Source organism: Candidatus Zymogenaceae bacterium (assembly GCA_016931225.1).
Taxonomy (GTDB): Bacteria; Desulfobacterota; Zymogenia; order Zymogenales; family Zymogenaceae; genus JAFGFE01.
The window spans coordinates 1-20,678 of sequence record JAFGFE010000040.1 but is presented as its reverse complement, the minus strand read 5'-3'; the positions used below and the strand labels follow the sequence as shown (position 1 = coordinate 20,678).

The 20,678-nt window shown below is 57.2% G+C and carries 21 protein-coding genes; 17 read left to right on the top strand and 4 right to left on the bottom strand.

The window, feature by feature from the left end:
* Nucleotides 1-72: 72 nt before the first annotated feature.
* The 3 genes from JW885_15545 to JW885_15535 form a co-directional block, all read right to left on the bottom strand.
* Nucleotides 73-2,037: an aldehyde ferredoxin oxidoreductase family protein gene (locus JW885_15545; protein ID MBN1883581.1), complete on the bottom strand. Its 1,965-nt coding sequence runs from the start codon at nt 2,035-2,037 to the stop codon at nt 73-75.
* A gap of 426 nt (nt 2,038-2,463) precedes the next feature.
* Nucleotides 2,464-3,876, bottom strand: a complete 1,413-nt coding sequence (locus tag JW885_15540; GenBank protein MBN1883580.1) for a hypothetical protein — start codon at nt 3,874-3,876, stop codon at nt 2,464-2,466.
* Nucleotides 3,877-3,972: 96 nt separating this feature from the next.
* The gene (locus JW885_15535) at nt 3,973-4,131 is read right to left on the bottom strand and encodes a hypothetical protein (GenBank protein MBN1883579.1); all 159 of its coding nucleotides are present in this window, start codon (nt 4,129-4,131) and stop codon (nt 3,973-3,975) included.
* A 145-nt stretch (nt 4,132-4,276) separates the two neighbouring features.
* Between JW885_15535 and JW885_15530 the strand changes: the two genes are divergently transcribed.
* The 12 genes from JW885_15530 to JW885_15475 all read left to right on the top strand — a co-directional run bounded on the left by JW885_15530 (nt 4,277) and on the right by JW885_15475 (nt 14,786).
* The gene (locus JW885_15530) at nt 4,277-5,137 is read left to right on the top strand and encodes a glycosyltransferase (GenBank protein ID MBN1883578.1); all 861 of its coding nucleotides are present in this window, start codon (nt 4,277-4,279) and stop codon (nt 5,135-5,137) included.
* The gene (locus tag JW885_15525; GenBank protein ID MBN1883577.1) at nt 5,115-6,131 is read left to right on the top strand and encodes a ParB-like nuclease domain-containing protein; all 1,017 of its coding nucleotides are present in this window, start codon (nt 5,115-5,117) and stop codon (nt 6,129-6,131) included. The genes JW885_15530 and JW885_15525 overlap by 23 nt, the downstream gene beginning before the upstream one ends.
* A gap of 7 nt (nt 6,132-6,138) precedes the next feature.
* A complete protein-coding gene (locus tag JW885_15520; protein MBN1883576.1) occupies nt 6,139-7,236 on the top strand; it encodes a DNA photolyase in 1,098 nt (365 codons plus the stop codon).
* On the top strand, nt 7,223-7,594 hold the full coding sequence (locus tag JW885_15515) for a hypothetical protein (protein MBN1883575.1): 372 nt from the start codon (nt 7,223-7,225) through the stop codon (nt 7,592-7,594). The genes JW885_15520 and JW885_15515 overlap by 14 nt, the downstream gene beginning before the upstream one ends.
* 121 nt (nt 7,595-7,715) lie before the next feature.
* On the top strand, nt 7,716-8,063 hold the full coding sequence (hypA, locus tag JW885_15510) for a hydrogenase maturation nickel metallochaperone HypA (protein MBN1883574.1): 348 nt from the start codon (nt 7,716-7,718) through the stop codon (nt 8,061-8,063).
* Between the two features lie 95 nt (nt 8,064-8,158).
* The gene (hypB, locus tag JW885_15505; GenBank protein MBN1883573.1) at nt 8,159-8,824 is read left to right on the top strand and encodes a hydrogenase nickel incorporation protein HypB; all 666 of its coding nucleotides are present in this window, start codon (nt 8,159-8,161) and stop codon (nt 8,822-8,824) included.
* Nucleotides 8,825-8,826: 2 nt separating this feature from the next.
* The gene (locus tag JW885_15500; protein MBN1883572.1) at nt 8,827-9,951 is read left to right on the top strand and encodes a 4Fe-4S binding protein; all 1,125 of its coding nucleotides are present in this window, start codon (nt 8,827-8,829) and stop codon (nt 9,949-9,951) included.
* A complete protein-coding gene (locus JW885_15495; GenBank protein MBN1883571.1) occupies nt 9,944-11,425 on the top strand; it encodes a CoA-binding protein in 1,482 nt (493 codons plus the stop codon). Before JW885_15500 ends, JW885_15495 begins: the two co-directional genes overlap by 8 nt.
* 81 nt (nt 11,426-11,506) lie before the next feature.
* On the top strand, nt 11,507-13,039 hold the full coding sequence (locus JW885_15490) for a CoA-binding protein (protein MBN1883570.1): 1,533 nt from the start codon (nt 11,507-11,509) through the stop codon (nt 13,037-13,039).
* Between the two features lie 24 nt (nt 13,040-13,063).
* A complete protein-coding gene (locus JW885_15485; protein MBN1883569.1) occupies nt 13,064-13,375 on the top strand; it encodes a transcriptional regulator in 312 nt (103 codons plus the stop codon).
* Between the two features lie 169 nt (nt 13,376-13,544).
* The gene (locus JW885_15480; GenBank protein MBN1883568.1) at nt 13,545-14,060 is read left to right on the top strand and encodes a cache domain-containing protein; all 516 of its coding nucleotides are present in this window, start codon (nt 13,545-13,547) and stop codon (nt 14,058-14,060) included.
* Nucleotides 14,061-14,357: 297 nt separating this feature from the next.
* Nucleotides 14,358-14,786 (top strand): hypothetical protein, encoded by a 429-nt coding sequence (locus JW885_15475; protein ID MBN1883567.1) that lies wholly within the window; start codon nt 14,358-14,360, stop codon nt 14,784-14,786.
* 143 nt (nt 14,787-14,929) lie between these two features.
* On the opposite strand, the gene JW885_15470 is transcribed toward JW885_15475, so the two are convergent.
* Nucleotides 14,930-15,940, bottom strand: a complete 1,011-nt coding sequence (locus tag JW885_15470; protein ID MBN1883566.1) for an NAD-dependent epimerase/dehydratase family protein — start codon at nt 15,938-15,940, stop codon at nt 14,930-14,932.
* Between the two features lie 196 nt (nt 15,941-16,136).
* On the opposite strand from JW885_15470, the gene JW885_15465 reads away from it, so the two are divergent.
* From JW885_15465 to JW885_15445, 5 genes are all read left to right on the top strand, one after another.
* Nucleotides 16,137-17,348 carry a 6-phosphofructokinase gene (locus JW885_15465; protein MBN1883565.1) on the top strand — a complete coding sequence of 404 codons (1,212 nt, stop codon included), beginning with the start codon at nt 16,137-16,139 and terminating at the stop codon, nt 17,346-17,348.
* Between the two features lie 4 nt (nt 17,349-17,352).
* Nucleotides 17,353-17,907 (top strand): isoprenylcysteine carboxylmethyltransferase family protein, encoded by a 555-nt coding sequence (locus tag JW885_15460; protein MBN1883564.1) that lies wholly within the window; start codon nt 17,353-17,355, stop codon nt 17,905-17,907.
* Between the two features lie 354 nt (nt 17,908-18,261).
* Nucleotides 18,262-18,552 carry a GIY-YIG nuclease family protein gene (locus JW885_15455; protein ID MBN1883563.1) on the top strand — a complete coding sequence of 97 codons (291 nt, stop codon included), beginning with the start codon at nt 18,262-18,264 and terminating at the stop codon, nt 18,550-18,552.
* Nucleotides 18,553-18,854: 302 nt separating this feature from the next.
* Nucleotides 18,855-19,673 (top strand): hypothetical protein, encoded by an 819-nt coding sequence (locus JW885_15450; GenBank protein ID MBN1883562.1) that lies wholly within the window; start codon nt 18,855-18,857, stop codon nt 19,671-19,673.
* 6 nt (nt 19,674-19,679) lie between these two features.
* Nucleotides 19,680-20,618 carry a PQQ-like beta-propeller repeat protein gene (locus tag JW885_15445; GenBank protein ID MBN1883561.1) on the top strand — a complete coding sequence of 313 codons (939 nt, stop codon included), beginning with the start codon at nt 19,680-19,682 and terminating at the stop codon, nt 20,616-20,618.
* The last annotated feature ends 60 nt before the right edge of the window (nt 20,619-20,678 follow it).

Here is a 20,678-nt window from a genome sequence, read left to right as displayed (position 1 = left end):
TTTCTGTGCGGATATAAAAACGGCCCGTGATGTATCACGGGCCGTTTTTTCACTGCAAAGAAGAGGTTGCGTCTACAGGTTCAGCTTGTCCAGTCCCAACTCCTTTTTCTTGGCGTCGGTGGGGCCGCCGGTGGTGTAGTCCCATCCGACGATGTCGAAGAACGCCTTTTCGAGCTTGTCTATGTCTACGGTGTGACCCTTGTGGGGTCCACTGGTCAGGGGCGGATCGCCGATGCCCCGGGCATGAAGCTTCGAGTCTTTGGCCATAATGCCCTCCCGGACGTTGAAGGCCTTCCTGAGGCTCAAAATCCTCTCGCCGATTTTCAGGTATTCGTCCGCGGAGAAGTTCCAGCCGGTGGCGGCGTTGAGATATTCCACAGTGGGGACCGGTCCCGTCAGGGGGCCGAATTCGCACAGTCCGCATCCGTTGAGGACCTGCAGGTACCAGGACGTGGCGGTGTAGAGGTTGACCTTTTTCAGGTCCTTATCCTTGGCGCGCTTGACCATTTTCTTGGCCGCCGGGAAGATGTTTTTAACCTTCCAGACATATCCGTAGAGATAGCTGGAGATGGTATGTCGTCCCGGGGTGGGTTCGCACTGATATGCGATGGCGAAGCCCTCGTCATGCTTGGAATCGTGCATGGGGAGCTCCTGGCCGCCGGCATGGATCGCGTACTTGTAGGCGTCTCCGCCCAGCTCCGCGGCCGCCTTTTTCACGCCGTCCGCCAGCATGTCGCCGATGCCCTCCCGGTTGATGATCATCTCGGTGAGCTTTATGATGGTGTCCTTATCGCCCCAGGAGAGCTTCAGGCCGCCGGTGGCCTTTTCGTCCAGGATGTCGTTTTCGAAGCACTCGATGGCGAACGCCACGGCCCCGCCTGTGGAGATGGTGTCGATACCGGCGCGGTTGCACAGTTCATTGACTTCTATGATGGTGTCGAGGTCGTCATTGAGCACCAGCGCGCCGAAGGCGCACAGCGTTTCGTATTCGGGTTTGTGTCCCTCGGTGCCCTTGTATTTGCCGGTTTTCAGGTCGAAGACTCCTCCGCACCCCAGGGGACAGGACTGACAGTGGTACTTCTTCTTTTCGTGGGCGACGACCGCGTTGTCGGACAATTTGATGCTTTTCGTGTCGATTGGAAAATCGGTATATCCGACGCCGCTCCAGTTTTTCACCGGGCTGTCGCCGGTTTCGGAGGAAAAGGCGGTCAGGCCGGCGGTGCCGAATTGCTTGAAGATCTCCCTGACCGTGTGCGGCTCGGACGGAACCGACACGCCGGTGCGCACCATGATCTTGCTGAAGAAATTGAGCACCATGACCAGAAACTTGTCTACGGGATTTTCCTTGCGGTAGGTGTCCATGAACTTCTTGTTGACGGCCTTGAACTCATCGGGCTTGGCGACCGGGACCTTCATGGTTCCCTTGGCGGAGAACGCCTTGAGCTTCTTGCTGCCCATAACCGCGCCCAGGCCGGATCGCGCCGCAATGCGGCCGGCGTCGGTCACCACACCGGAGATCAGGGAGACCTTTTCCCCGGACTGACCGATGCAGGCGATCTGGATCCTCTTATCATTTAGTTTATCCCGGATCATGTCCTCGGTTTCCACCGTGTCCTTGCCCCACAGATCCTGAGCGTCGTTGAACTGGACCTCGTCGTCAACCAGGTGCACCCAGACCGGGTCCTTCGATGCGCCGGTAAAGAAAACGGCGTCGTATCCGGCCCGCTTTATTTCAAGAGAGAAATAGCCGCCGGAATTGGCGTCTCCCCAGCCGCCGGTGAGGGGGGATTTGCCCACCAACATGTAGCGTCCGCTGAACATGGCCCCGGTTCCGGTCAACAGCCCGGAACAGAAGCCAAGATACGCATCGGGTGAGAGCGGATCTATGCCCGCCTTCTGTTTCTGGGTCAGCACATAGGCGCCCAGTCCATATCCGGAAAGGAAGTTTTTGTAGACGTCCTCCCCCGGCTCAACCACTTCAAAACTTTTTTTTGAGAGGTCGACAATAAGATATTTACCCAAAAATCCGCCAGGCATGCGTATCCTCCTCTTTTGAATATCAAGAGTGAAAAGTATGAATCAAATAAAAAGAAAACCGATTCTCAATTACTCCTCGTTTCATATCACACCGCCGGTAATGTACTCCCCGTCATAAAAAAGGAAGCCCCCACCTGAAGCGAGATAACGCCCCCGGAAGGCTTCCTCCTTTGCAAACACGGCGGGGTGGCGGGTTACCTCGCTACCCTAACGGCCCGACCTTCCCATAAGGATGAACGGGCTCGGAAGATGTATATATCTGTATTGTTTATACCACATTTATTTCAGATGTAAAAGCGAAAATTCCCGTGAAAGCGACTCCTGAAAAAACCGCTTTTCTCTTTTCTCCGTCCTTGTCCTCTTTTTCCGTCTCCCTTCTCCTTCCCTCAGCCGTCTATTTCATCAACGTTTCCGGCCGGTGATCCCTCAATCCTGTTCGGGACATCGGATAATCTCGAGGTCTCGTTGGTAGTCGAAATCGTCGTCGTTGTCCTCGTCGTGACATTTCAGACAATCCTTCTCGGAATGGAGGTCCTTCATTTTCGTCTCCGGATTCCTCACATGAAGGCTTCCCGGGCCGTGGCAGGCCTCGCACTGGACGTTCAGATATTTCTCACCCTTCGTTATGTCGGTGAAACCGCCGTATTTTTTATACCCGGTGGTGTGACAGCTGATACAGTCCGGCTCGTACTGGCGCTTTTCCTCCTCCAGGGTGGGGTAGGCCCGGGAATGTTTCGTGGTCAGCCAGAAGGTGTAGATGGTTTTATGACAGGCGATGCACTTCTTGATCCCGACATACGTCGGATTGGCGTCCGGGTCCCATTCGGAGGACGTTCCGGCGTCGTCGGATTCCGTGCCGCCGTCGTCCGCGCCGGCATCGTCGTCTCCGGGGTCTTCAGGCGTTATTTTCTCCTTGATGGTGATCAGCCTGTTCATGTATCTATTCCCGATCGCCAGGACTGCCTCGTCATCGGGAATCTCGTCGCTCAGGGCAATGAGGGTCGGTGTCACGAAGTTCGGGTTATCCATCTCGCTTGCGGCTTCCATCTCACTGATCATCTCCTCGACCTTCTTCCGTTCAAGCTCGACGAGCTTCAGGCCGTAATCGACGTCCTCCCCCTCGGCCTTCTTCGCCAGAAAGTCCTGCTCGACCACGTCGAGCTGTTCCAGCTTCAGCTTCAGGTTCTGATACTCGATGGAGCCGATCCCCCCGCTGCCGGTCACGAAGAGATCGTAGGGGCGTTTTGGGCTCTGGATGTGTACATCCAGGCGCACGAGATATTTCCCCTGGTCGAAGCCCTGGGTGATGAGGGTGTGGTTGATCTTCGTCGGCTGGTAGTAATTGCCCCGGGGAAGATGCGCCGCGATGATCACGTCGATACCGTCGATCTTCTCCGCGATGATCTGGGCGTCGTCCATTCCGGTGTGGGCCAGCAGGATGATAAAATCCGCGGTATCGTCCAACTCCTTCAGGGCGTCCTTGATCGATTCCATCGGATCGAGCAGATCGATCCCCAGATCGTCCCTGCGGCTTTGAGTCAGTTCCACGCCCTCGCCCATGACCCCGATGATCCCGACCCGAAACCCGGCGACCTTCTTGACGATATACGGCTCGAAGAGGAGTTCTCCGCTTTCTGCATCCACGATGTTGGCCGAGACAAACGGGAACTCCGCCAGATCCCTCATCTCCAGGAGGTAATCGGTACCGTGCGCGAAATCCCGCTCGCCGGGGGCGAACGCAGTCCAGCCCATGGCGTTGTGGGATTCGATGAAACGCCTTCCCTGCAGGTCGTAGCTCTCATCAACGGTAGGCCCCAGATCATACTGGCGAAAGAGCATGTCTCCCGCATCCAGAAGGAGCAGGTCGTCCGTCTCCGAGGCGAGTCCCTTTACGTACGTTGCTTTCCTGGCAAGACCGCCAAGCTGGTTGCTTTTTCACCCACAGGGCTCGACCTCACCGAGCATATCGTTGGAATAGATAATGGTGAACGACGCAGCGTCCGGATCCTGGGGCCGTGTGCAATAGGTAACGGCCGACAGAACGAGCAGCAACGCAGCCATGATCATGAGATCTTTTGTGAATGTCCCCTTCATGAATACCCTCATTGATACAGATTATCTATTATATTTTACAGACCCTGTATTGTCAATACGTCTTAAAATATCGATACTGAATTTCCGAACCCTTGACACCGGCGGGAGGGGGGCGTAGTATCACTCTGTGGATGGAAAGACACATATTCCGCCGTTAAAGGATCCGGAGGATGATGTCGATGTCAGCGTCATCATCCCGACCCACAATAGGTTGTGGGCGCTTCCCGGGGCGATCGAGAGCGTGCAAGAACAACGGTTTACCCGGTGGGAGCTGATCGTGGTGGATGACGGTTCCACCGACGGGACCCGCGACTGGATTAAGCGGCACGCCCCCCGAGTACGGTATATCTATCAGGAGAACCGCGGCGTATCCGCCGCCCGAAACCGGGGGATTGCACAGGCAAACGGGCGATACATCGCCTTTCTCGACTCGGACGACCGATGGATGCCCGAGAAGCTGGCCCGGCAGGTTTCCGTGATGGAGGCCGAGGGGGCGGAGGTTTCCTATACCGACGAGATATGGATCAGAAACAAGAGAAGGGTGAATCCGAAAAAGCGGCATAAAAAATTTACCGGGGACATCTTCCTGCAATCGCTTCCCCTGGTGATCGTGAGCCCCTCGTCGGTGATGATTCAAAGGCTGGTGCTTTCCGATGTGGGCCTGTTCGACGAGATGCTCCTGGCGTGTGAGGATTACGATTTATGGCTCCGCATCACCAGCCGGTATCATGTGAGATACATCGACGAGGCGTTGATCGTCAAGACCGGCGGCCATGACGACCAGCTTTCCCACCGCTTTTGGGGTCTGGATATGCTGAGGCTGTATGCCCTGGAGAAGATACTCAATACGGAAAAACTCTCCCGCGAGCGGGCCCGGGCGGTGATGGAGGAAATCGTCAAAAAGGGGCGGGTGGTGCTCGGTGGGGCGAAGAAGCGGGGGAACGATCCCGCGGTTCGATATTACGAGGATATGGTGAACAGATATGAGCGACTGCTCGAAATATAACGGTGTTGTGGGGAATTTGGAGGTTTTCTCCGTCTCCCCCGACCTGATCGATCAGGAGGGACTGTTCGGCGCCCCGTGGGAACGCCTGCGGGGAGACGAGGCGGACGATCTTTTGGTCTCATCGATTCGACAATGCGGCGTCCGCGAGCCGATCAAGCTGATCACGGCCGCGGGCGTTGATGACAGGTATCACCTCGTCACCGGGAGGGGCCGCCTGCTGGCGGCCCGGGACCTGGGGCTGGAGGCGGTTCCCGCGATGCTCCTGGACACGGGCAGGGAAGACGCCGTCATCCGGGGACTCATGGAGCATTACCCGGACCGGCGCTATTCGGCGGCCCAGTGTGCCGTGCTTATGGATCGCTTGGTGAACGATATCGGCGTCGAGCGCTTCCGGCTGTTGAGTGGCGATGTGCCGGCGCTTTTGGGATTTTCGGCTCAGGAGCGGGTTCTGGATGATCTTCTGGCCGCGGCCGGCCTGGGTGTCGACATCCTGGGGCTGGCTCACGGGCGGGGCTATTCCCTGCGGATCCTCATGCGATGGGCGAGGTTCGATACCGCGGACCGAAGAGACATTGCGGAACTCCTGCGGCGGGTGCGGCTCGGCTCCGGTCCCGCGGACGAGGTCCTGGGCGTCTTGTGGGAGATGAAGGTGCGGGACGAGACGACGGTGAAAGACATCCTTGATTCTCACGAGTTGGTCCCGCTTCTCGACGGCGACGAGGGGGAGGTAATCCGCCGGGGCGAGGAGCTGCGGTCTCTCCTTCGGGGGCTCCGCTATCCTCGTTTCACCGCACAGAAAATGGAATTCGACCGGGCGGCGGCGTCCCTTCCCCTCCCGAAATCGGCGTCGATCGACCACCACCCCACCTTCGAGGGGGATGGAATCGGCTTTTCGTGTCGGTTTTATGACCCCGACGACATAGAGGAGGCGGCCCGGTTTCTCACAGAGGCCGCGGGGAGTGATGCGGTGAGGAAGCTCTTTTCGCTGGTGTAACATGGACATGGACCGACCTTGGCAACTCTACATCCTCGACGACGCCCGGGAGTATCCCCTGACGTCGCACATCGCCGGGAAGGTGGAATCCGCCCCCCGGTATGTGTCCGGAATTTCAGACGTACCGGAATTACCAAACACCAATGGGACGCTGATCCTGGCGGCCCACCGGGGACGGATCGTGAAACGGTGCCCCGGCACGAGACGACATATCTGCTGCAACTACCATGTCGTCAACCAGGTCCTGGGGTGCAGCCTTGGGTGCACCTACTGTATCCTTCAGGACTACCTGAACGTCCCCGGCACCCTGATCAACGTGAACATCGATGACACCTTCCAAGAGCTGGACCGGACGCTGGCCCGCCGGCGAAGGTACATATACCGGGTGGGGACCGGGGAGCTGGCGGACAGCTTCCACATGGACGAGCTGACCGACTTTTCCCGGCGGTTCGTGTTGTACGCCCGGAAAAAGAAGGGGATGATTTTCGAGCTGAAGACAAAGAACGACCGGATTGATCATATCCTCGATTTGGATCACGGGGGCGGGACGATCGTCTCCTGGTCCCTGAACGCCCGGTCCATCGCCCGCCGGGAGGAGAAAAACGCCCCTTCAATTGAGGCGCGGCTCAAGGCGGCGAAGCGCGTTGCGGAAGCCGGCTACTTCCTCGGTTTTCACTTCGATCCCCTGGTGGATTTCCCGGGGTGGCGGGAGGAATACCGGGATGTGGTTCGGATGATATTCGACGCCGTCGACCCGAGCCGCATCCTCTGGGTGAGCCTGGGGACGTTTCGCTGCCCTCCCGGGCTGATGCGCATCGTCAATCGGCGATATCCTGAAAGCGTGCTGCTGTCCGGCGAGAGCTTTCCGGGAGACGACGGCAAGCTCAGGTATCTGAAATCGATTCGCGTTGAGATGTATACACAGATGGTCAGGTGGCTGAAAGAGGTCGATCCCGACCTCTTCGTCTATCTCTGCATGGAGCGGCGCGACGTGTGGGAGCGGGTGTTCGGTCCCATCGGTCCGATCCCGAAAAACAACGCCGGGCTGGATCGCATGTTCCATGAATCCCTGGTCCGAAGGTGGGTGCCTTATGTCAAAGATTAAGGTTACTCTGACGAAAGGCAATACGGAGCCGCCGGCCCGATTGACGGTGACCGATCCGTTGCCCGACACCCCGGAATGGGACGCCCTGTGCAAGAAGTGCGGCAAGTGCTGTTTCGACAAGCTCGTCGACGAGGAGGACAATCTCATCGCCGCGACTCCCTGTGAGCATCTCGACCAGGAGACGGGCCTGTGCCTTGTGTATGAAGACCGTTTCACGGTCTGTCCGGAATGCATCAAGCTGACTCCGGAAAACCTCCCCACGTTCGACTGGCTCCCCGACGACTGCGGCTATGTCGAGCACTTCAGGCTGAGAGAGAAGGACATAAGGGAGGAGGATACGGAACATGCTTCCCGGTAAACGGACCATGGGGGCATTTCGTTGTTGCCATCGGGGGGATTTTCTATTATTCTAATAAGTTGCACGTTCGTTTTTTATGTATACAGGCGTGTCGGCATCGGGGCCGAGGGGAGGCGTATACGTGCATGAGCTTCCGGTCACAGAGGAAATCCTGAAGATCGCCCTGAATCACGGCGAGAAAAACGGGGCGCACAAAATCGTTCGCATTTACCTTTCCATCGGCGAGCTGACGGACCTGATCGACGAGTGGGTCCAGCGCTACTTCGACTACCTGGCGAAGGATTCCATGGCCCAAGACGCCAAGCTGATTATCGAGCGGATTCCCATCCGAGTCCTGTGCGATGAGTGTGGGGAGACCTTTGAGGTGGACAAAAAGATAATGGACTTTGCCTGTCCCGCCTGCGGGGAGAGAAGCGCGAAGTTATTGTCCGGTCGAGAGTTCACGGTAAAGAGCATCGAGATCATGTAAATTAAAGAACTGAAGATGACGCGAATTGCGCTCATCTTCGACGAAAATTGTAATTCACTGTAGCGAGAAATATAGGGAATAGGAGACAGTACACTATGCCGGTCAAGTTGGTAACCATCCAGGAAGACATACTCAAGGACAACAATGAGATGTCGAAAATGCTGAGGGCCCGCTATGCGGAAAGCGGGACCTTCGTGGTCAACCTGATGTCGTCCCCCGGGGCGGGGAAAACGTCCACCATCATCGAGACGGTCAAGCGATTGGGAGACGATATCAAGGCGGCGGTCATCGAGGGGGACGTCACCTCCACCGTGGACGCGGAAAAGATGGACGAGGTGGGCATCCCCGTGGTGCAGATAAACACCGGGGGCTCGTGTCATATCGATTCGGCGATGATCGAGCAGACGCTGGATACCTTCGACGCCACGCCCTTCGATCTGGTCATCGTGGAGAACGTGGGCAACCTCGTCTGCCCCGCTGAGTTCGAGGTGGGCGAAGACGTCCGGGTCATGATCCTCTCGGTCCCCGAGGGCCACGACAAGCCGAAAAAATATCCCCTCATGTTCACCGAGACAGAGGCGTGCATTCTGAACAAGATGGATCTTCTGCCCTATACCGATTTCGACATGGATGAGTTCGAAAAGTCGGTGAAATCTCTCAATCCGAAAACCACGATCTTCCCGGTTTCCATGAAAACCGGCGAGGGACTGGACCCCTGGGTGGCTTGGCTCAGAGAGCGCGTCCTGGCGAAAAAAGGCTGATCATGACACAGAATTCGTCCGTATACGCCCGGCTCAGGGATCGCCTGTCCGTAACACCCATGGGCGCCCCGCAGGGTGACGACTTTATCGAGATACTTGAGATGCTCTTTACCCCCGAGGAGGCGGAGTTTTCCCTGGTGCTTCCCTTTCTTCCGGCGCCGCTTTCGGACATCGCCCGGGCGGCGGGGATGTCCGTTCCCGACGCCCGACGCATACTGGACTCCATTGCAGACAAGGGTCTCGGCTTTCTGATAGACTATAACGAAGACTCCTACGGCATGCTCGCCGACGTGGTGCCGGGCATCTATGAATTTCCGATCATGAAAGGTACCCTGGATATCGACTACGATCGGCTCAAGGAGCTGTGGCGCCGATACCATATGAACGGCTGGGGCGGCGACGAAGAACCTCTGGGTGGGCCGATCCCCATGGGAAGAATCCTGCCGGTGGAGACGACCCTTGCATCGTCATCTGTGGTTCTTGACAGAGACTCCATCGAACATTATATACGCACCGCATCTCACCTGTCGGTGAGCCATTGTTCGTGCCGCACCACCATCGAGGGGTGTGACCGCCCCCGGGAGGTGTGCCTGGGCGTGGGCATCGGCGCGAAATTCCTGGCCGAGCGGGGCATCGCCCGGCTTATCGATGTCGACGAGGCCCTGGCCATCGTGGAGACCGCTCACAAGGCGGGGCTGGTCTCCGTATCGTCCAATTCAGAAAATCGGGTGTCGTTCATCTGTCACTGCTGCCCCTGCTGCTGCGGGCAGCTTGCGGTGGCCACCGTACACGGACGATATGATCTCCGGCCGGTGGGAAGCAATGTCGCCCTTTTGGACTCCGAATCGTGCACCGCCTGCGGCGTGTGCGAGGGGATCTGCCCCATGGATGCCGTTGCGGCGGACGACGGCGTCGTCGACCCGGATAGGTGCATTGGGTGCGGCCTGTGCGTCGAAGCCTGTCCCACAGGTGCGATTACCCTTGTCCCCAGGGATCCCGTCCCGGACGTCCCCGCCACCGTGTTCGAATGGAGTCAACGGGCCGTTGAAGCTAAGGGGACGTTGAATGAATACATAAAAGCGCTGACCGTACCCACAGAAACCGCAGATGAGACTACAGATGACTGATTACGAAATCCTCGACCGCATCATCCACCCGAAATCGATCGCCGTCGTGGGGGCGTCTCCCACGCCGGGGAAATACGGCTGGTTGTATCTCTTGGCCATCCAGAGTATGGGATATGCCGGGAATATTTACCCCATCAATAAAAAGGTTGAAGAAATCCGGGGCGTGAAAACCTATCCGAGCCTGGAGGACCTCCCAGAGGCGCCGGACCTGGCGGTCTTTACCATCCCCGCCCGTCACGTGCCCGAGGAGCTGGAGCGGGCCCGACGCCTGGGAGTGAAAGGCGCCGTCATTCAATCGGCGGGCTTTTCCGAGGACGGGGACGAGGGCGCCCGCCTGGAGGAGGAGATCAAAAAGATCTCGAAAAAGGGGATCCGGGTAATCGGCCCCAATTGCTTCGGCACCTATTCCCCAAAGACCGGGATCACGGTGATTCCGGGGTCTGACTTCTCCCGGGAGCCGGGCCCGGTGGGCTTTTTCGCCCAGAGCGGCGGTATGACGGCTGACCTGGGGCAGCTTGCCAGGAGCTACGGCGTTCGATTTTCGGCGATGGTAAGCTACGGAAACGGCGCGGACGTGACCGACCTCGATCTGCTTTCCTATTTCGCCCGGGACCCGGATACACACATCATCGCCGCGTATCTGGAGGGGGTTTCCGACGGAGAGAAGTTTTTTCGGCTGCTCAAGGAGACGGCCCCAAAAAAGCCCGTTGTCATTTGGAAGGGCGGCACAACGCCGGCGGGTCGCCGGGCGGTGATGAGCCATACCGGCTCTCTGGGGGGCGAAGAGCGGGTATGGGACGGCATCTTCGCCCAGACCGGGGCGGTGAGGGTGACGGATCTCTCCGAGATGATCGATACCCTGATGGCGTTCTCCCTTGTGTATCCAAAGGGCGGCAGACGGCTTGCCATGCTGGGAGGGGGCGGTGCCCTCTGCGTGGAGGCGTCTGATATCGCATATCATTATCAATTCACCTTCCCCTCCTTTTCCCAGGACGTTTCCGCCCGCATCGGATCGCACCTTTCGGCCACCGGCAGCAGCCCGGGAAATCCCGTGGACACCGGGAACCCGATGGTCCCCCCCGATGCGCTGCTCGACATCATGGAGGCGGCGGCGAACACGGGCGATATCGATACGATACTCCTTTCCCAGACCATGCAGCATATCCACGTGATCATGAGGCGAATCACCGAAAGCGAAGACACCCCCCTTTCTTCCTTCGCGTACTACCCACGGCTGGCCGAGGGAATCAAAAAACTCCGTTTGGAAACCGACGTCCCGATCGTCGGGGTGTTTCCCCGGACAAGCACCACTGAGGACGACCAGGACATGGAGCTGGAGCGTGAATGGCGCAGGGCGCGTTCGGCCTTTCTTTCCGCCGGCGCCCCGGTATACTCCACGGTGGTCCGGGCAATCGCCGCCCTGGATCGGGTGTGCCGGTACGTGGAATTCAAAAACGCCGTATCGGCGACGTAGCGGGTTCCCACTGTACCTCTTCCCTTTCGCTGTGGCCGGGGAACCGATAGAAACGTGCACATGTACAATTCGGAGGTTTCCATGAACGACCACGCGGTCCTCGACAGGATACTGCACCCGAAATCCCTGGCCCTGGTGGGGGCCTCAAACACCCCGGGGAAGTTCGGCTGGCTCTATCCCAAGGCCATATTCGATATCGGCTATTCCGGAAAATTTTATCCCATCAATAAAAATGCCGATGAGATATTCGGTCATAAAGTCTACCGTTCCCTGTTGGAGCTGCCGGAGACGCCGGACCTGATGGTGGTGACGGTGCCGGCAAAATACGTCAAAGGCTACCTGGAAGAAGCCCTCGAGATGGGGATACCGGGGGCGGTGGTGATGTCGTCCGGCTTTTCGGAGTTCTCCCGGGAGGGAGCCGGGATGGAGCGGGAGCTCTTTGCCATCGCGCAGCGGGGCATACGCATCATCGGACCCAACTGCTTCGGCATCTATTCCCCGAATGCGGGGATCACCGTCATCCCCGGCGCCGGTTTTTCGAGGGAGTCCGGCCCGGTCGGTTTTTTCTCCCAGAGCGGGGGCATGGTCTCCGACATCGGCCAGATGGCCCTGGGCAGGGGCATTCGCTTTTCGGTGGCGGTCAGCTACGGCAACGCCGTGGACGTGGACGAGGGAGCCATGCTCCAATACCTGGCGGACGACCCGGATACGAAGATCATCTCGGCGTATATCGAGGGCGTGAAGGACGGCCGGAGGTTCTTCGAGCTGCTGAGCGACACCGCGAAGAAGAAACCGGTGGTGATCTGGAAATCCGGTCTGACCGACGCCGGGGGGAGGGCCGCCCAAAGCCACACCGGCTCGATGGGCGGGGACAGGGAGATTTGGGAGGCGGTGTTCGCCCAGACCGGGGTCATCGGTGTCCGGGGGCTGGAGGAGATGCTGGATGTTTTAATGGTGCTGGCCTACATTCACCCGCTGGGCGGCAGGGACATCGCCATCGTGGGCGGCGGTGGCGGGCTGGCGGTGGAGTCCGCGGACCTCATCGACCTTGCGGGGCTCAATCTCCCTGTCTTTTCGGAGGAGACCGGACGGAAGATCGGCGCACTGCTCCAGGGGGCGGGGAGCAGCCCCACCAATCCGGTGGACGTGGGAAACCCGGTGGTGCACGCCTCCACCCTCGTTGAGATCATGAAGATCATAGCGGAAAAGGAGAAGGTGGATATCTTTTTCGTCATCCAGTTTCTGTTTCACATCTATATCCTCCTTCGGAGGATGTCCGGCCAGGAGGATGTGCCGCTTGAGAACTTCGCCACCTACCCGGCCCTGGCGGAAGGCATCAGGGAAATATGCGAGACATACAACCTGCCGGTCATCGGCGTCTTTCCGGAGACCGCCACATCAGAAAAACCCGACGAGGTGGAGCTGGAGCTGGAGTGGCGAAAGGCGCGGAGCGCGCTCCTGGAGGTGGGGGCGCCGGTGTATCCCTCCATGGAGCGGGCAGTGAACGCGGTGAGGAAGCTGACCGACTACCAGGACTTTCTCAGGCGGGTGACCGGAAAGCGGGACCTGGGTGACGGGAAGTGCCGCCTACCGCGCCCCCTGGAGCGGATTTAACGCATTGGCGGGAACGGAGGGATCGTGACGAAGGAGCCGAAAGAGCGGGGCGCCACCATCCGCCGGGAGATCATCGAGCTGATGGCCTTTCGTCCCGTCACGATCCGGGACATCTCCCGGGCGGTGGGTATCACGGAAAAGGACGCGGCGGCGCACCTGGAACACGCCCTGAAGTCGGTAAACCGGGAGGGGTACGCCGTGGAGGTGGACCCCGCCTGTTGTCGGCAGTGCGGATTCGTCTTCTCCGGCCGAAAAAAAACAAAGAAGCCTTCCCGCTGCCCCGAGTGCAAAGAGGGGAGCATCGAGCCCGCGGTCTATTTCATCAGAAAGCAATAATAGTCGGAAGTTCTGTGATCTCGTCGATCGACCGGAATGCGGCGCTCCGACGGTCCCGGGAGGCCGACAGGGCGAATGTGCGCTTTTTTTGTCTTCCCGATGGCACCGGTGCTATAATGGGACACGTCATGACTTTTATTACAGTAATAAAGTATTACAGGAGAGCGACATGATAAGGAAAACACAAGCGACGGCGGCGATCGTTCTGGCCGTGCTCTTGTGCGTATTCACGGCCGGGATAGGCTGTGCCCAGGAGGCGGTGACGCCCCGGGAGGTAATCGACACGGTGCGGGAGGCCGCGGAATACCTCGCCGCCAACGGCGACTCGGTCCTGGACGAATTCAACGATCCGAACGGCCCCTGGATCTACGGCGATACCTATGTGTTCGTGATGGACTGCGAAAACGACGTCTACGCCGCCCATCCCATGAGCGACATCGTGGGGAAAAGGATCGATGAGTTCGTCGACGCCAAGGGAAACCAATCGGGTATCGAGGAATGCGCCGCCGGGAATAATCCGGAAGGGGCCTGGGTGGAGCTGTTCTGGCACACGCTTGATTCCGACGAGATGACGAGGAAGGTCAATTACATCTATAAGCTGCCCGGCTCCACCTATACCCTGGCCTCGGGAATCTACAATTCCACCCTGACCATCGAGGAGCTGAACGCGATGGTGGCGGAATAGTTAAAAAAATATGTTTTACAGATCGGGAGTGGCGAGGGCCGCTCTTTTAAACGCGGCCGTGATGCGGGTGAAACAGCCCCATTCCCTGAAGAGATGACAATCTCCCAAACGGCGCCTCCCCTGATAAAAAATGGGGGAGTACCCATACGGCCCGCCCTACTATATGATTTCTTCATCCCCGGGCGTGTGTCTATGCTATAGGTACGAGTTCCTCCCGGACGACGGGGCGGCCGTACGGCGTGGGGGATGACGGGGGGGTGTCACATAAAGACAATTGATATACTGAAAGGAGTTGACATGAAGATTCCGACGATTCTCGGCCTGCTGGCGATCGGTATGCTCGCCGTCGGGACGATTGCCCTGGCGGGAGAGATGCGAATAGACTCGGCGGGTGGCTCTACGGCGGCCTACATAGACGACGGGGGTCGGGTGGAGAACGCCTCCCGCACCACCATCGGCTACATCAACTCGGACGGCCGAGTGGAGGACGCCTCACGATCAACCGTCGGCTACGTGGATTCCTCCGGCCGGGTGGAGGACGCCTCCCGCTCCACCATCGGCTACATCAACTCGGACGGTCGGGTGGAGAACGCCTCCCGCTCCACCATTGGCTACATCGAAAGCGGACGCATTGAAAACGCCTCCCGCAGCACCATATATACCTACTCGGGCCTCCCGAATTATCGGGTCCTGGGGGCGTACCTCTTCTTCTTCGGGGGATTTTAAGGGCGAAAGCACCCACGCCCCGGCGGCCGGGAGGGCGGCCTTCACCGTCCCGGCCGGTCATATTCGAATATAATACGCCCCGGGGTCGATGGGACACCGGGGCGGTATGTTTTTATCGAATGCCCTTTCGGGATGTTGGAGGATTACGCTTCGATGACACCCGTTTTCCTGAGGTGCTCGCCCACGCGTTTCATTCCCTCCGTAATGTCGATTCGGGGTGCGTAGCCCAGGATCTCCTTCGCCTTGTCGCACGAGACACCGGTCCGGGTGGTCAGGATGCCCACGCCCATCGGGGTCAACACCGGCTTTTTACCGAACGCCACATACAGGGCGTACATGATGAGGGCGAGGACCTTCGCCAGCGACGCGGGGATGTTTTTCGTTACCTTCGGAAACCCCGCCGTTTCGGCGAGGGTATTGAAATAGGTATTCCAGGTCAGGGCGTCCGGCGGCATCGAGCGGTCGTCCGTCACGATGAACACCTCCCCCGGGGCGCGATTATTGGTGAGGGTCAGCATGGTGGCGTCGATCAGATTATCGACATACACCAGCCAGCAGATCCCCCGACCGTCGCCGATGAGGGTCATCCGCCCCTCTTTCATCAGCTCCACGATTCTGAGTACCCAGTTGGGGGAGCCGGGGCCGTATACGGCGGGGGGCCTGAGGATCACGCCGGGGAAACCCTCCTCCCGGTGGCGCCGTAATATCTCCCGCTCGGCTATTCCCTTGCTGGTGCCGTAGTGTCCGCCGGTGTTGGAATAGGGGGTCGCCTCCGTGGTGATTTTCTCCCGCTTCATGCCGATGACGGCGTTGGAGCTCATGTATATGAATCGGGCCACGGATGCTGTGGCCGCGGCGTCCACCAGGGCCAGGGTGCCGTCCCGGTTGACCCGATAGAACTCCTTCTTCAGGCCGTAATCCCCCACCATCGCCGCCAGGTGAAAGACGTAGTCCACCCCCTCAAGCCCAGCGCGCAGCACGGAGGTGTCCAGCAGATCCCCGGTGACGACGGTGACGCGATCGCCGAAGAGGGATCTTGCCTTTTCCGGGTTTCTGGCCAGCACCCGGACCTCATGCCCCTCGCTGATGAGCCGCTCGGTTAAAGCCGCGCCGATAAACCCTGTGCCGCCGGTTACGAATGATACCTGTGTCATACAAAAATATTCCTGATTGAAAGAAAGGGCAAAAAAAGTCTCTTATATCACCGGTCGTGCCGTTTGTCAAATACTCATATTCGTCATATCCAACATCTTTTGGCCGATTGTTCATCTTGCCTTTTGGCCGGATTTATGATACGTCAATAGGCGGCGGTCATATATACCCGAACGAGAACGTCATCCCGGAGGAGACATGAAACAGATTACCGGAAGGGCGGTTATCGCCCAGGGCGGCGGTCCGACGGCGGTCATAAACCAGAGCCTTGTGGGCGCGGTGCTCCAGGCCAGGCGTTACCCCCACATTACCAATTTTTACGGCGCAGTCAACGGCGTGGAAGGGCTGATGAACGAGCGGTTCATCGACCTGACCCAGGCGTCCACCCATAATCTGGAGGTGGTTGCCCGGACACCGGCGGCGGGATTACTCTCCTCCCGCCACAAGCCGACGACTGACGACTGTGCGCGGATATTCGAGGTCCTCAAGGCCCACGGCATCAGATATTTTTTCTATATCGGCGGCAACGATTCCGCTGAGACCTGCAAGATCGTCAATCAGAACGCCAACGCCGCGGGATATGAGCTTCGAGTCATTCACATTCCCAAGACCATCGACAACGACCTTTTGGCGACGGACCACTGCCCCGGATACGGATCCGCGGCAAAGTTCGTGGCCCAGGCCTTTGCCGGGGTGAACCTGGACAACCGGAGCCTTCCCGGGGTGTATATCGGCGTGGTGATGGGGCGGCACGCCGGATTTCTGACGGCGGCCTCGATCTTCGCCCGCACCTACGACGACGACGGCCCGCACCTCATCTATCTGCCGGAGAAGGCCTTCGATCGGGACCGGTTCCTGGGTGACGTGGAGAATATCCTGAAAAAGTTCGGGCGGTGCGTGGTGGCGGTCTCCGAGGGGGTGTCCGACAAAAAGGGCGAGCCGATCATCACACAGCTTATGGACTCCGTCGAGCGGGACGCCCACGGCAACGTGCAGCTTTCCGGCCTGACCTCTCTGGGGGACGCCCTGGTCCAGACTGTCAAGAAGAAGCTCGCGGTGAAGCGGGTCAGGTCTGACACCTTTGGATATCTTCAGCGGTCGTTTCTGGGGTGCATCAGCTCCACCGACGCCCAGGAGGCGAGGGAGGTGGGCGAGTGGGCGCTGCAGTTCGCCACATGGCACAACGTGGACGGCTCGGTGATCATCGAGCGGGTCGGGGATTATGCCGTGCGATATCGCCTGGAAAAGCTGGACGCCGTAACCGGCGGCACCAAGGAGATGCCCCCGGAGTTCATCGAGGGGGACAACATGGTGACCGTGGACTTCAAGAACTACGCCCGGCCGCTGGTGGGATCTCTGCCTCCCCACGAACGCATTCACGCGCCGGAGGTGGAAAAAGTCATGGGGTGATACAATGGCTTCAGTAGCACGGCTGCTCAGGCATATCGCGGGATTCGCCGTGGGCGTCACCGTTTTTGCGGTGCTGATCCCCACGGGCCTCTTCTTCGCATCCCGCTGGCTGGACGGCATCCTTGGGTGCGCTCCCTTCGGCACACAATTAGCGCGAACGATACTCGGTGTTGTGTTTCTGTTGCCGGGCCTCATTTTTGTCGTCTGGTCCAATCTCTTCCTCGTCATCCGGGGAAGGGGCGGCCCCGCCGACGGATTCGGCGTGACGGTGAGCCCCCGGACGGAAAAACTGGTGGAGTCCGGCCCCTATCGCTACACGAGGAACCCGATGGTTTTCGGCGCCTATATGTGTTACATCGCGTGTATGCTCTTTCTCGGCTCTCCCATGGGGCTTCTAATCATGGCGGCCTTCATTCCTATGACGGTTTTGTATCTGAAGTGGGTGGAGGAGCCGCGATTGAAGAAGGATTTCGGCGAATCGTATGACGACTACCGCCGACGGGTGTCGATGATCGTGCCGATGCCGCCGAGACAAAGCGATGACCGGGTCGGAAACTGAGGTTCACGACCCGATTATCCCGCACCGAACCGTCGCGCATCTGCCCCCAGCTTATCCCGAGGAACAGTGGTGAGTCTGATGTCTTTCCTTTTCCGAACGGTACGTCCGGCTGTTCGGCTTTTCATTCAATTTTGTGTGGAGCATTGCCGTGGTTTTGGGAACCGGCATACAACTGCCTGCGGGGCCGACCTCACAGGTGGGGAAGCAGCGGGAATACACAGATGAGATAATGACTTTCTCCCGGGGTCTCCGATCGACTCGGAACATCCGGATGATACATCCCGTCCTCCCGGCGTGCTTTCCGACCCGGCGGATCATTTTCGGCAGGGGAAGTGCGGGGTGGGGGGAGACTTCGTGAGCGAAGATCCTTTAAAAGACGCGAGAGCCCCCTGGTGTGTATATCTCGTGGAATGCAGTGATGGCACGCTTTATTGCGGCGTCACCACCGATATCTCCCGGAGGCTTGCCGAGCACAACAGGGGGACGGCATCCCGCTATACCCGGGGGCGACGGCCCGTGGTCCTCGTCTCCCAGGCGCCGTGTCCCGATCGGGCGTCGGCCCTGGTCCTGGAGGCGGCGGTCAAGAGACTGCCGAGGGGGAAAAAGCGGAATTTTCTGGAGGCACACAATAAAAAGGGGAAGTGAAGCGGCACGGGAACAAACCAGCGATGAAATGGAAAGGTGAATCATGTTCCCCTGGAAGTAATGAAAAATACGTGAAATAGTACGTGGCAAGGCAGTACTGATAAAAAACCTTCTTTGGAGGAATGGGTACTACATATGATATTTCAATGTGAAGGGAAATTTGCGCAGCATGCATATATTTTTGTTAATATTGTATCCTGTTTGTGTTATGTTTCTTTCACACGCAAACTATGATTAACGGGGGTGATAAAAAACATATATAGGACCCCCGCGAGATAAAAAACCACATCAAGGTTTACCTGATGGATCAGAAACATATACCTGATAAGAAAAATATTGCTGCGTATGCCTTGGCCGGGCTCTCCCTGTTTTTCCATTTCAAACTTTCATTTAGTAATGTTAACTCAATCATCGTATTAATCGCGTTGCCGCTTTTCTTTTTTTCCACGTTGGGAAGCCTCAGGGCCAGGCTGGCGCTGATCGGTTTTCTCATGTTTTTGTGGGTTAACTCCTTTATATTACTGAAAGATTATTTTTCTTATTTAGTCTATGGTTTCCATAGTGTTACTTACTATACTACTATTCTTATAACGATATCGGCCGTTATCTTTTTATTTGTATCAACTGATATTGAGGAAACGGCATCTCGGTTTTCCGAAAATACACCCGTTATGCTGACGGCCATGTTGTTCATTTTAATATTTCTTTGGAAACTGATGCAATTGATTACACTCCCGATGCTCAGTTACGGGGAGCTCCTGGTAGATCTGGACGTGGAAGGCTTGTTTCCCGTGAAATATCCTTTTCTTGATTCAGTATTGGTCGTATTGAGTGTTTTTATTTCTCACACTCTCATGAGAAAGAAGGCCATTGGATATATTCTCGCTCCGAGTGTGCTCATAATGATAACATTGATCAACCTGTATCATGTTTTTTCCCAGGTATTTATCAGCGGAATGTATAAGGCATCAAATATCTATGGTGTTTTGTTGTATTACATTTTCCCGCTGGTGGCAACGGTACTTGTAATCTTTTTCTATTTCCAACCTGGAAGAGTACTGTGTGAGTATTTCAGAGTTAATATCGAGAATAAACAAAAGAGTAACGAAAGGGACAGCTAACATACCATGAGGAAGACACTTGTTCTCACCGCAATTGCAGCAGTGTGTATCGCGCTGGTTTTTATAGCGCACACCACAATTGTCAAGAGAAACAGCCCGGTGTCAGAGAAGTGGTGTTGGTGTTTTAAAACCTTTTTTTATTGCTCTCCTGTCGTGGCCGGCGACATGGTCTATGTAGCATATAGCACGTCTCGTGGATATGGGGAGAATTGTCTCTATGCCATAAATAGGGATTCGGGCGAGTTGGAATGGGAGTATTGTGAGGATGATGCTGAATACTTTTCCTCTCCTTCGGTGGCTGATGGCGTTGTGTATACAAGAAGGATGGGTAAATACTCTGATGACAGGGACTATCTGTATGCCGTAGACGCGGCAAACGGCACAATGAGATGGCGATTTGAGCTGGGAGATGTATTGGGAGAGATTTGTGCTTCGCCCACTGTCGTCGAAGGTATCGTGTATGTGAAGAGCACAGATACTCTCCTCTATGCCGTTGACGCACAAAACGGGGAACTATTGTGGCAGTTTGAAACAGAAGAATTTATTCGGTCTTCAGCTCCGGCGGCGGCGAACGGCGTGGTGTGTATTACAACGGATAATTATCTGTATGCGATTGACACGCAGAGCGGTGAGTTGAACTGGCAATACATGATAAGATGTTCCCCCCGGGAGTTATCCCTAACTGTGGCCGATGACGCGGTCTATATGGTGACAATAGAAGGGCGTTTTAATTCAATTGATAAAGGGCGTCTTTATGCAATTGATATTGTCAGCGGTGAGAAGAGGTGGGAGTATGAATGTGAGGTGTATGGGGAGTTGTTGGTAATTGATGCCCCACCATCTGTAGTGGATGGAATGGTCTTTTTAGGTGCTACTCACATTGATGGTGATTTTGGTGAATATGTTTATTTTGGTGTTATGTGCGGTAGTCACGAGTTGTGTTGACAGTTTGCCTTCCTGCAAGACGGTTCTACTATACTACGCTACGCTTTCCTCGGCTACCGT

Excerpts from the sequence above, each read along its gene's own strand:
- JW885_15545 (MBN1883581.1), bottom strand. The coding sequence starts at position 2,037 with ATGCCTGGCGGATTTTTGGGTAAATATCTTATTGTCGACCTCTCAAAA.
- JW885_15540 (MBN1883580.1), bottom strand. The coding sequence starts at position 3,876 with ATGCTCTTTCGCCAGTATGATCTGGGGCCTACCGTTGATGAGAGCTAC.
- JW885_15535 (MBN1883579.1), bottom strand. The coding sequence starts at position 4,131 with ATGAAGGGGACATTCACAAAAGATCTCATGATCATGGCTGCGTTGCTG.
- JW885_15525 (MBN1883577.1), top strand. The coding sequence starts at position 5,115 with ATGAGCGACTGCTCGAAATATAACGGTGTTGTGGGGAATTTGGAGGTT.
- JW885_15520 (MBN1883576.1), top strand. The coding sequence starts at position 6,139 with ATGGACCGACCTTGGCAACTCTACATCCTCGACGACGCCCGGGAGTAT.
- JW885_15515 (MBN1883575.1), top strand. The coding sequence starts at position 7,223 with ATGTCAAAGATTAAGGTTACTCTGACGAAAGGCAATACGGAGCCGCCG.
- hypB (MBN1883573.1), top strand. The coding sequence starts at position 8,159 with ATGCCGGTCAAGTTGGTAACCATCCAGGAAGACATACTCAAGGACAAC.
- JW885_15500 (MBN1883572.1), top strand. The coding sequence starts at position 8,827 with ATGACACAGAATTCGTCCGTATACGCCCGGCTCAGGGATCGCCTGTCC.
- JW885_15495 (MBN1883571.1), top strand. The coding sequence starts at position 9,944 with ATGACTGATTACGAAATCCTCGACCGCATCATCCACCCGAAATCGATC.
- JW885_15490 (MBN1883570.1), top strand. The coding sequence starts at position 11,507 with ATGAACGACCACGCGGTCCTCGACAGGATACTGCACCCGAAATCCCTG.
- JW885_15480 (MBN1883568.1), top strand. The coding sequence starts at position 13,545 with ATGATAAGGAAAACACAAGCGACGGCGGCGATCGTTCTGGCCGTGCTC.
- JW885_15475 (MBN1883567.1), top strand. The coding sequence starts at position 14,358 with ATGAAGATTCCGACGATTCTCGGCCTGCTGGCGATCGGTATGCTCGCC.
- JW885_15470 (MBN1883566.1), bottom strand. The coding sequence starts at position 15,940 with ATGACACAGGTATCATTCGTAACCGGCGGCACAGGGTTTATCGGCGCG.
- JW885_15465 (MBN1883565.1), top strand. The coding sequence starts at position 16,137 with ATGAAACAGATTACCGGAAGGGCGGTTATCGCCCAGGGCGGCGGTCCG.
- JW885_15460 (MBN1883564.1), top strand. The coding sequence starts at position 17,353 with ATGGCTTCAGTAGCACGGCTGCTCAGGCATATCGCGGGATTCGCCGTG.
- JW885_15450 (MBN1883562.1), top strand. The coding sequence starts at position 18,855 with ATGGATCAGAAACATATACCTGATAAGAAAAATATTGCTGCGTATGCC.
- JW885_15445 (MBN1883561.1), top strand. The coding sequence starts at position 19,680 with ATGAGGAAGACACTTGTTCTCACCGCAATTGCAGCAGTGTGTATCGCG.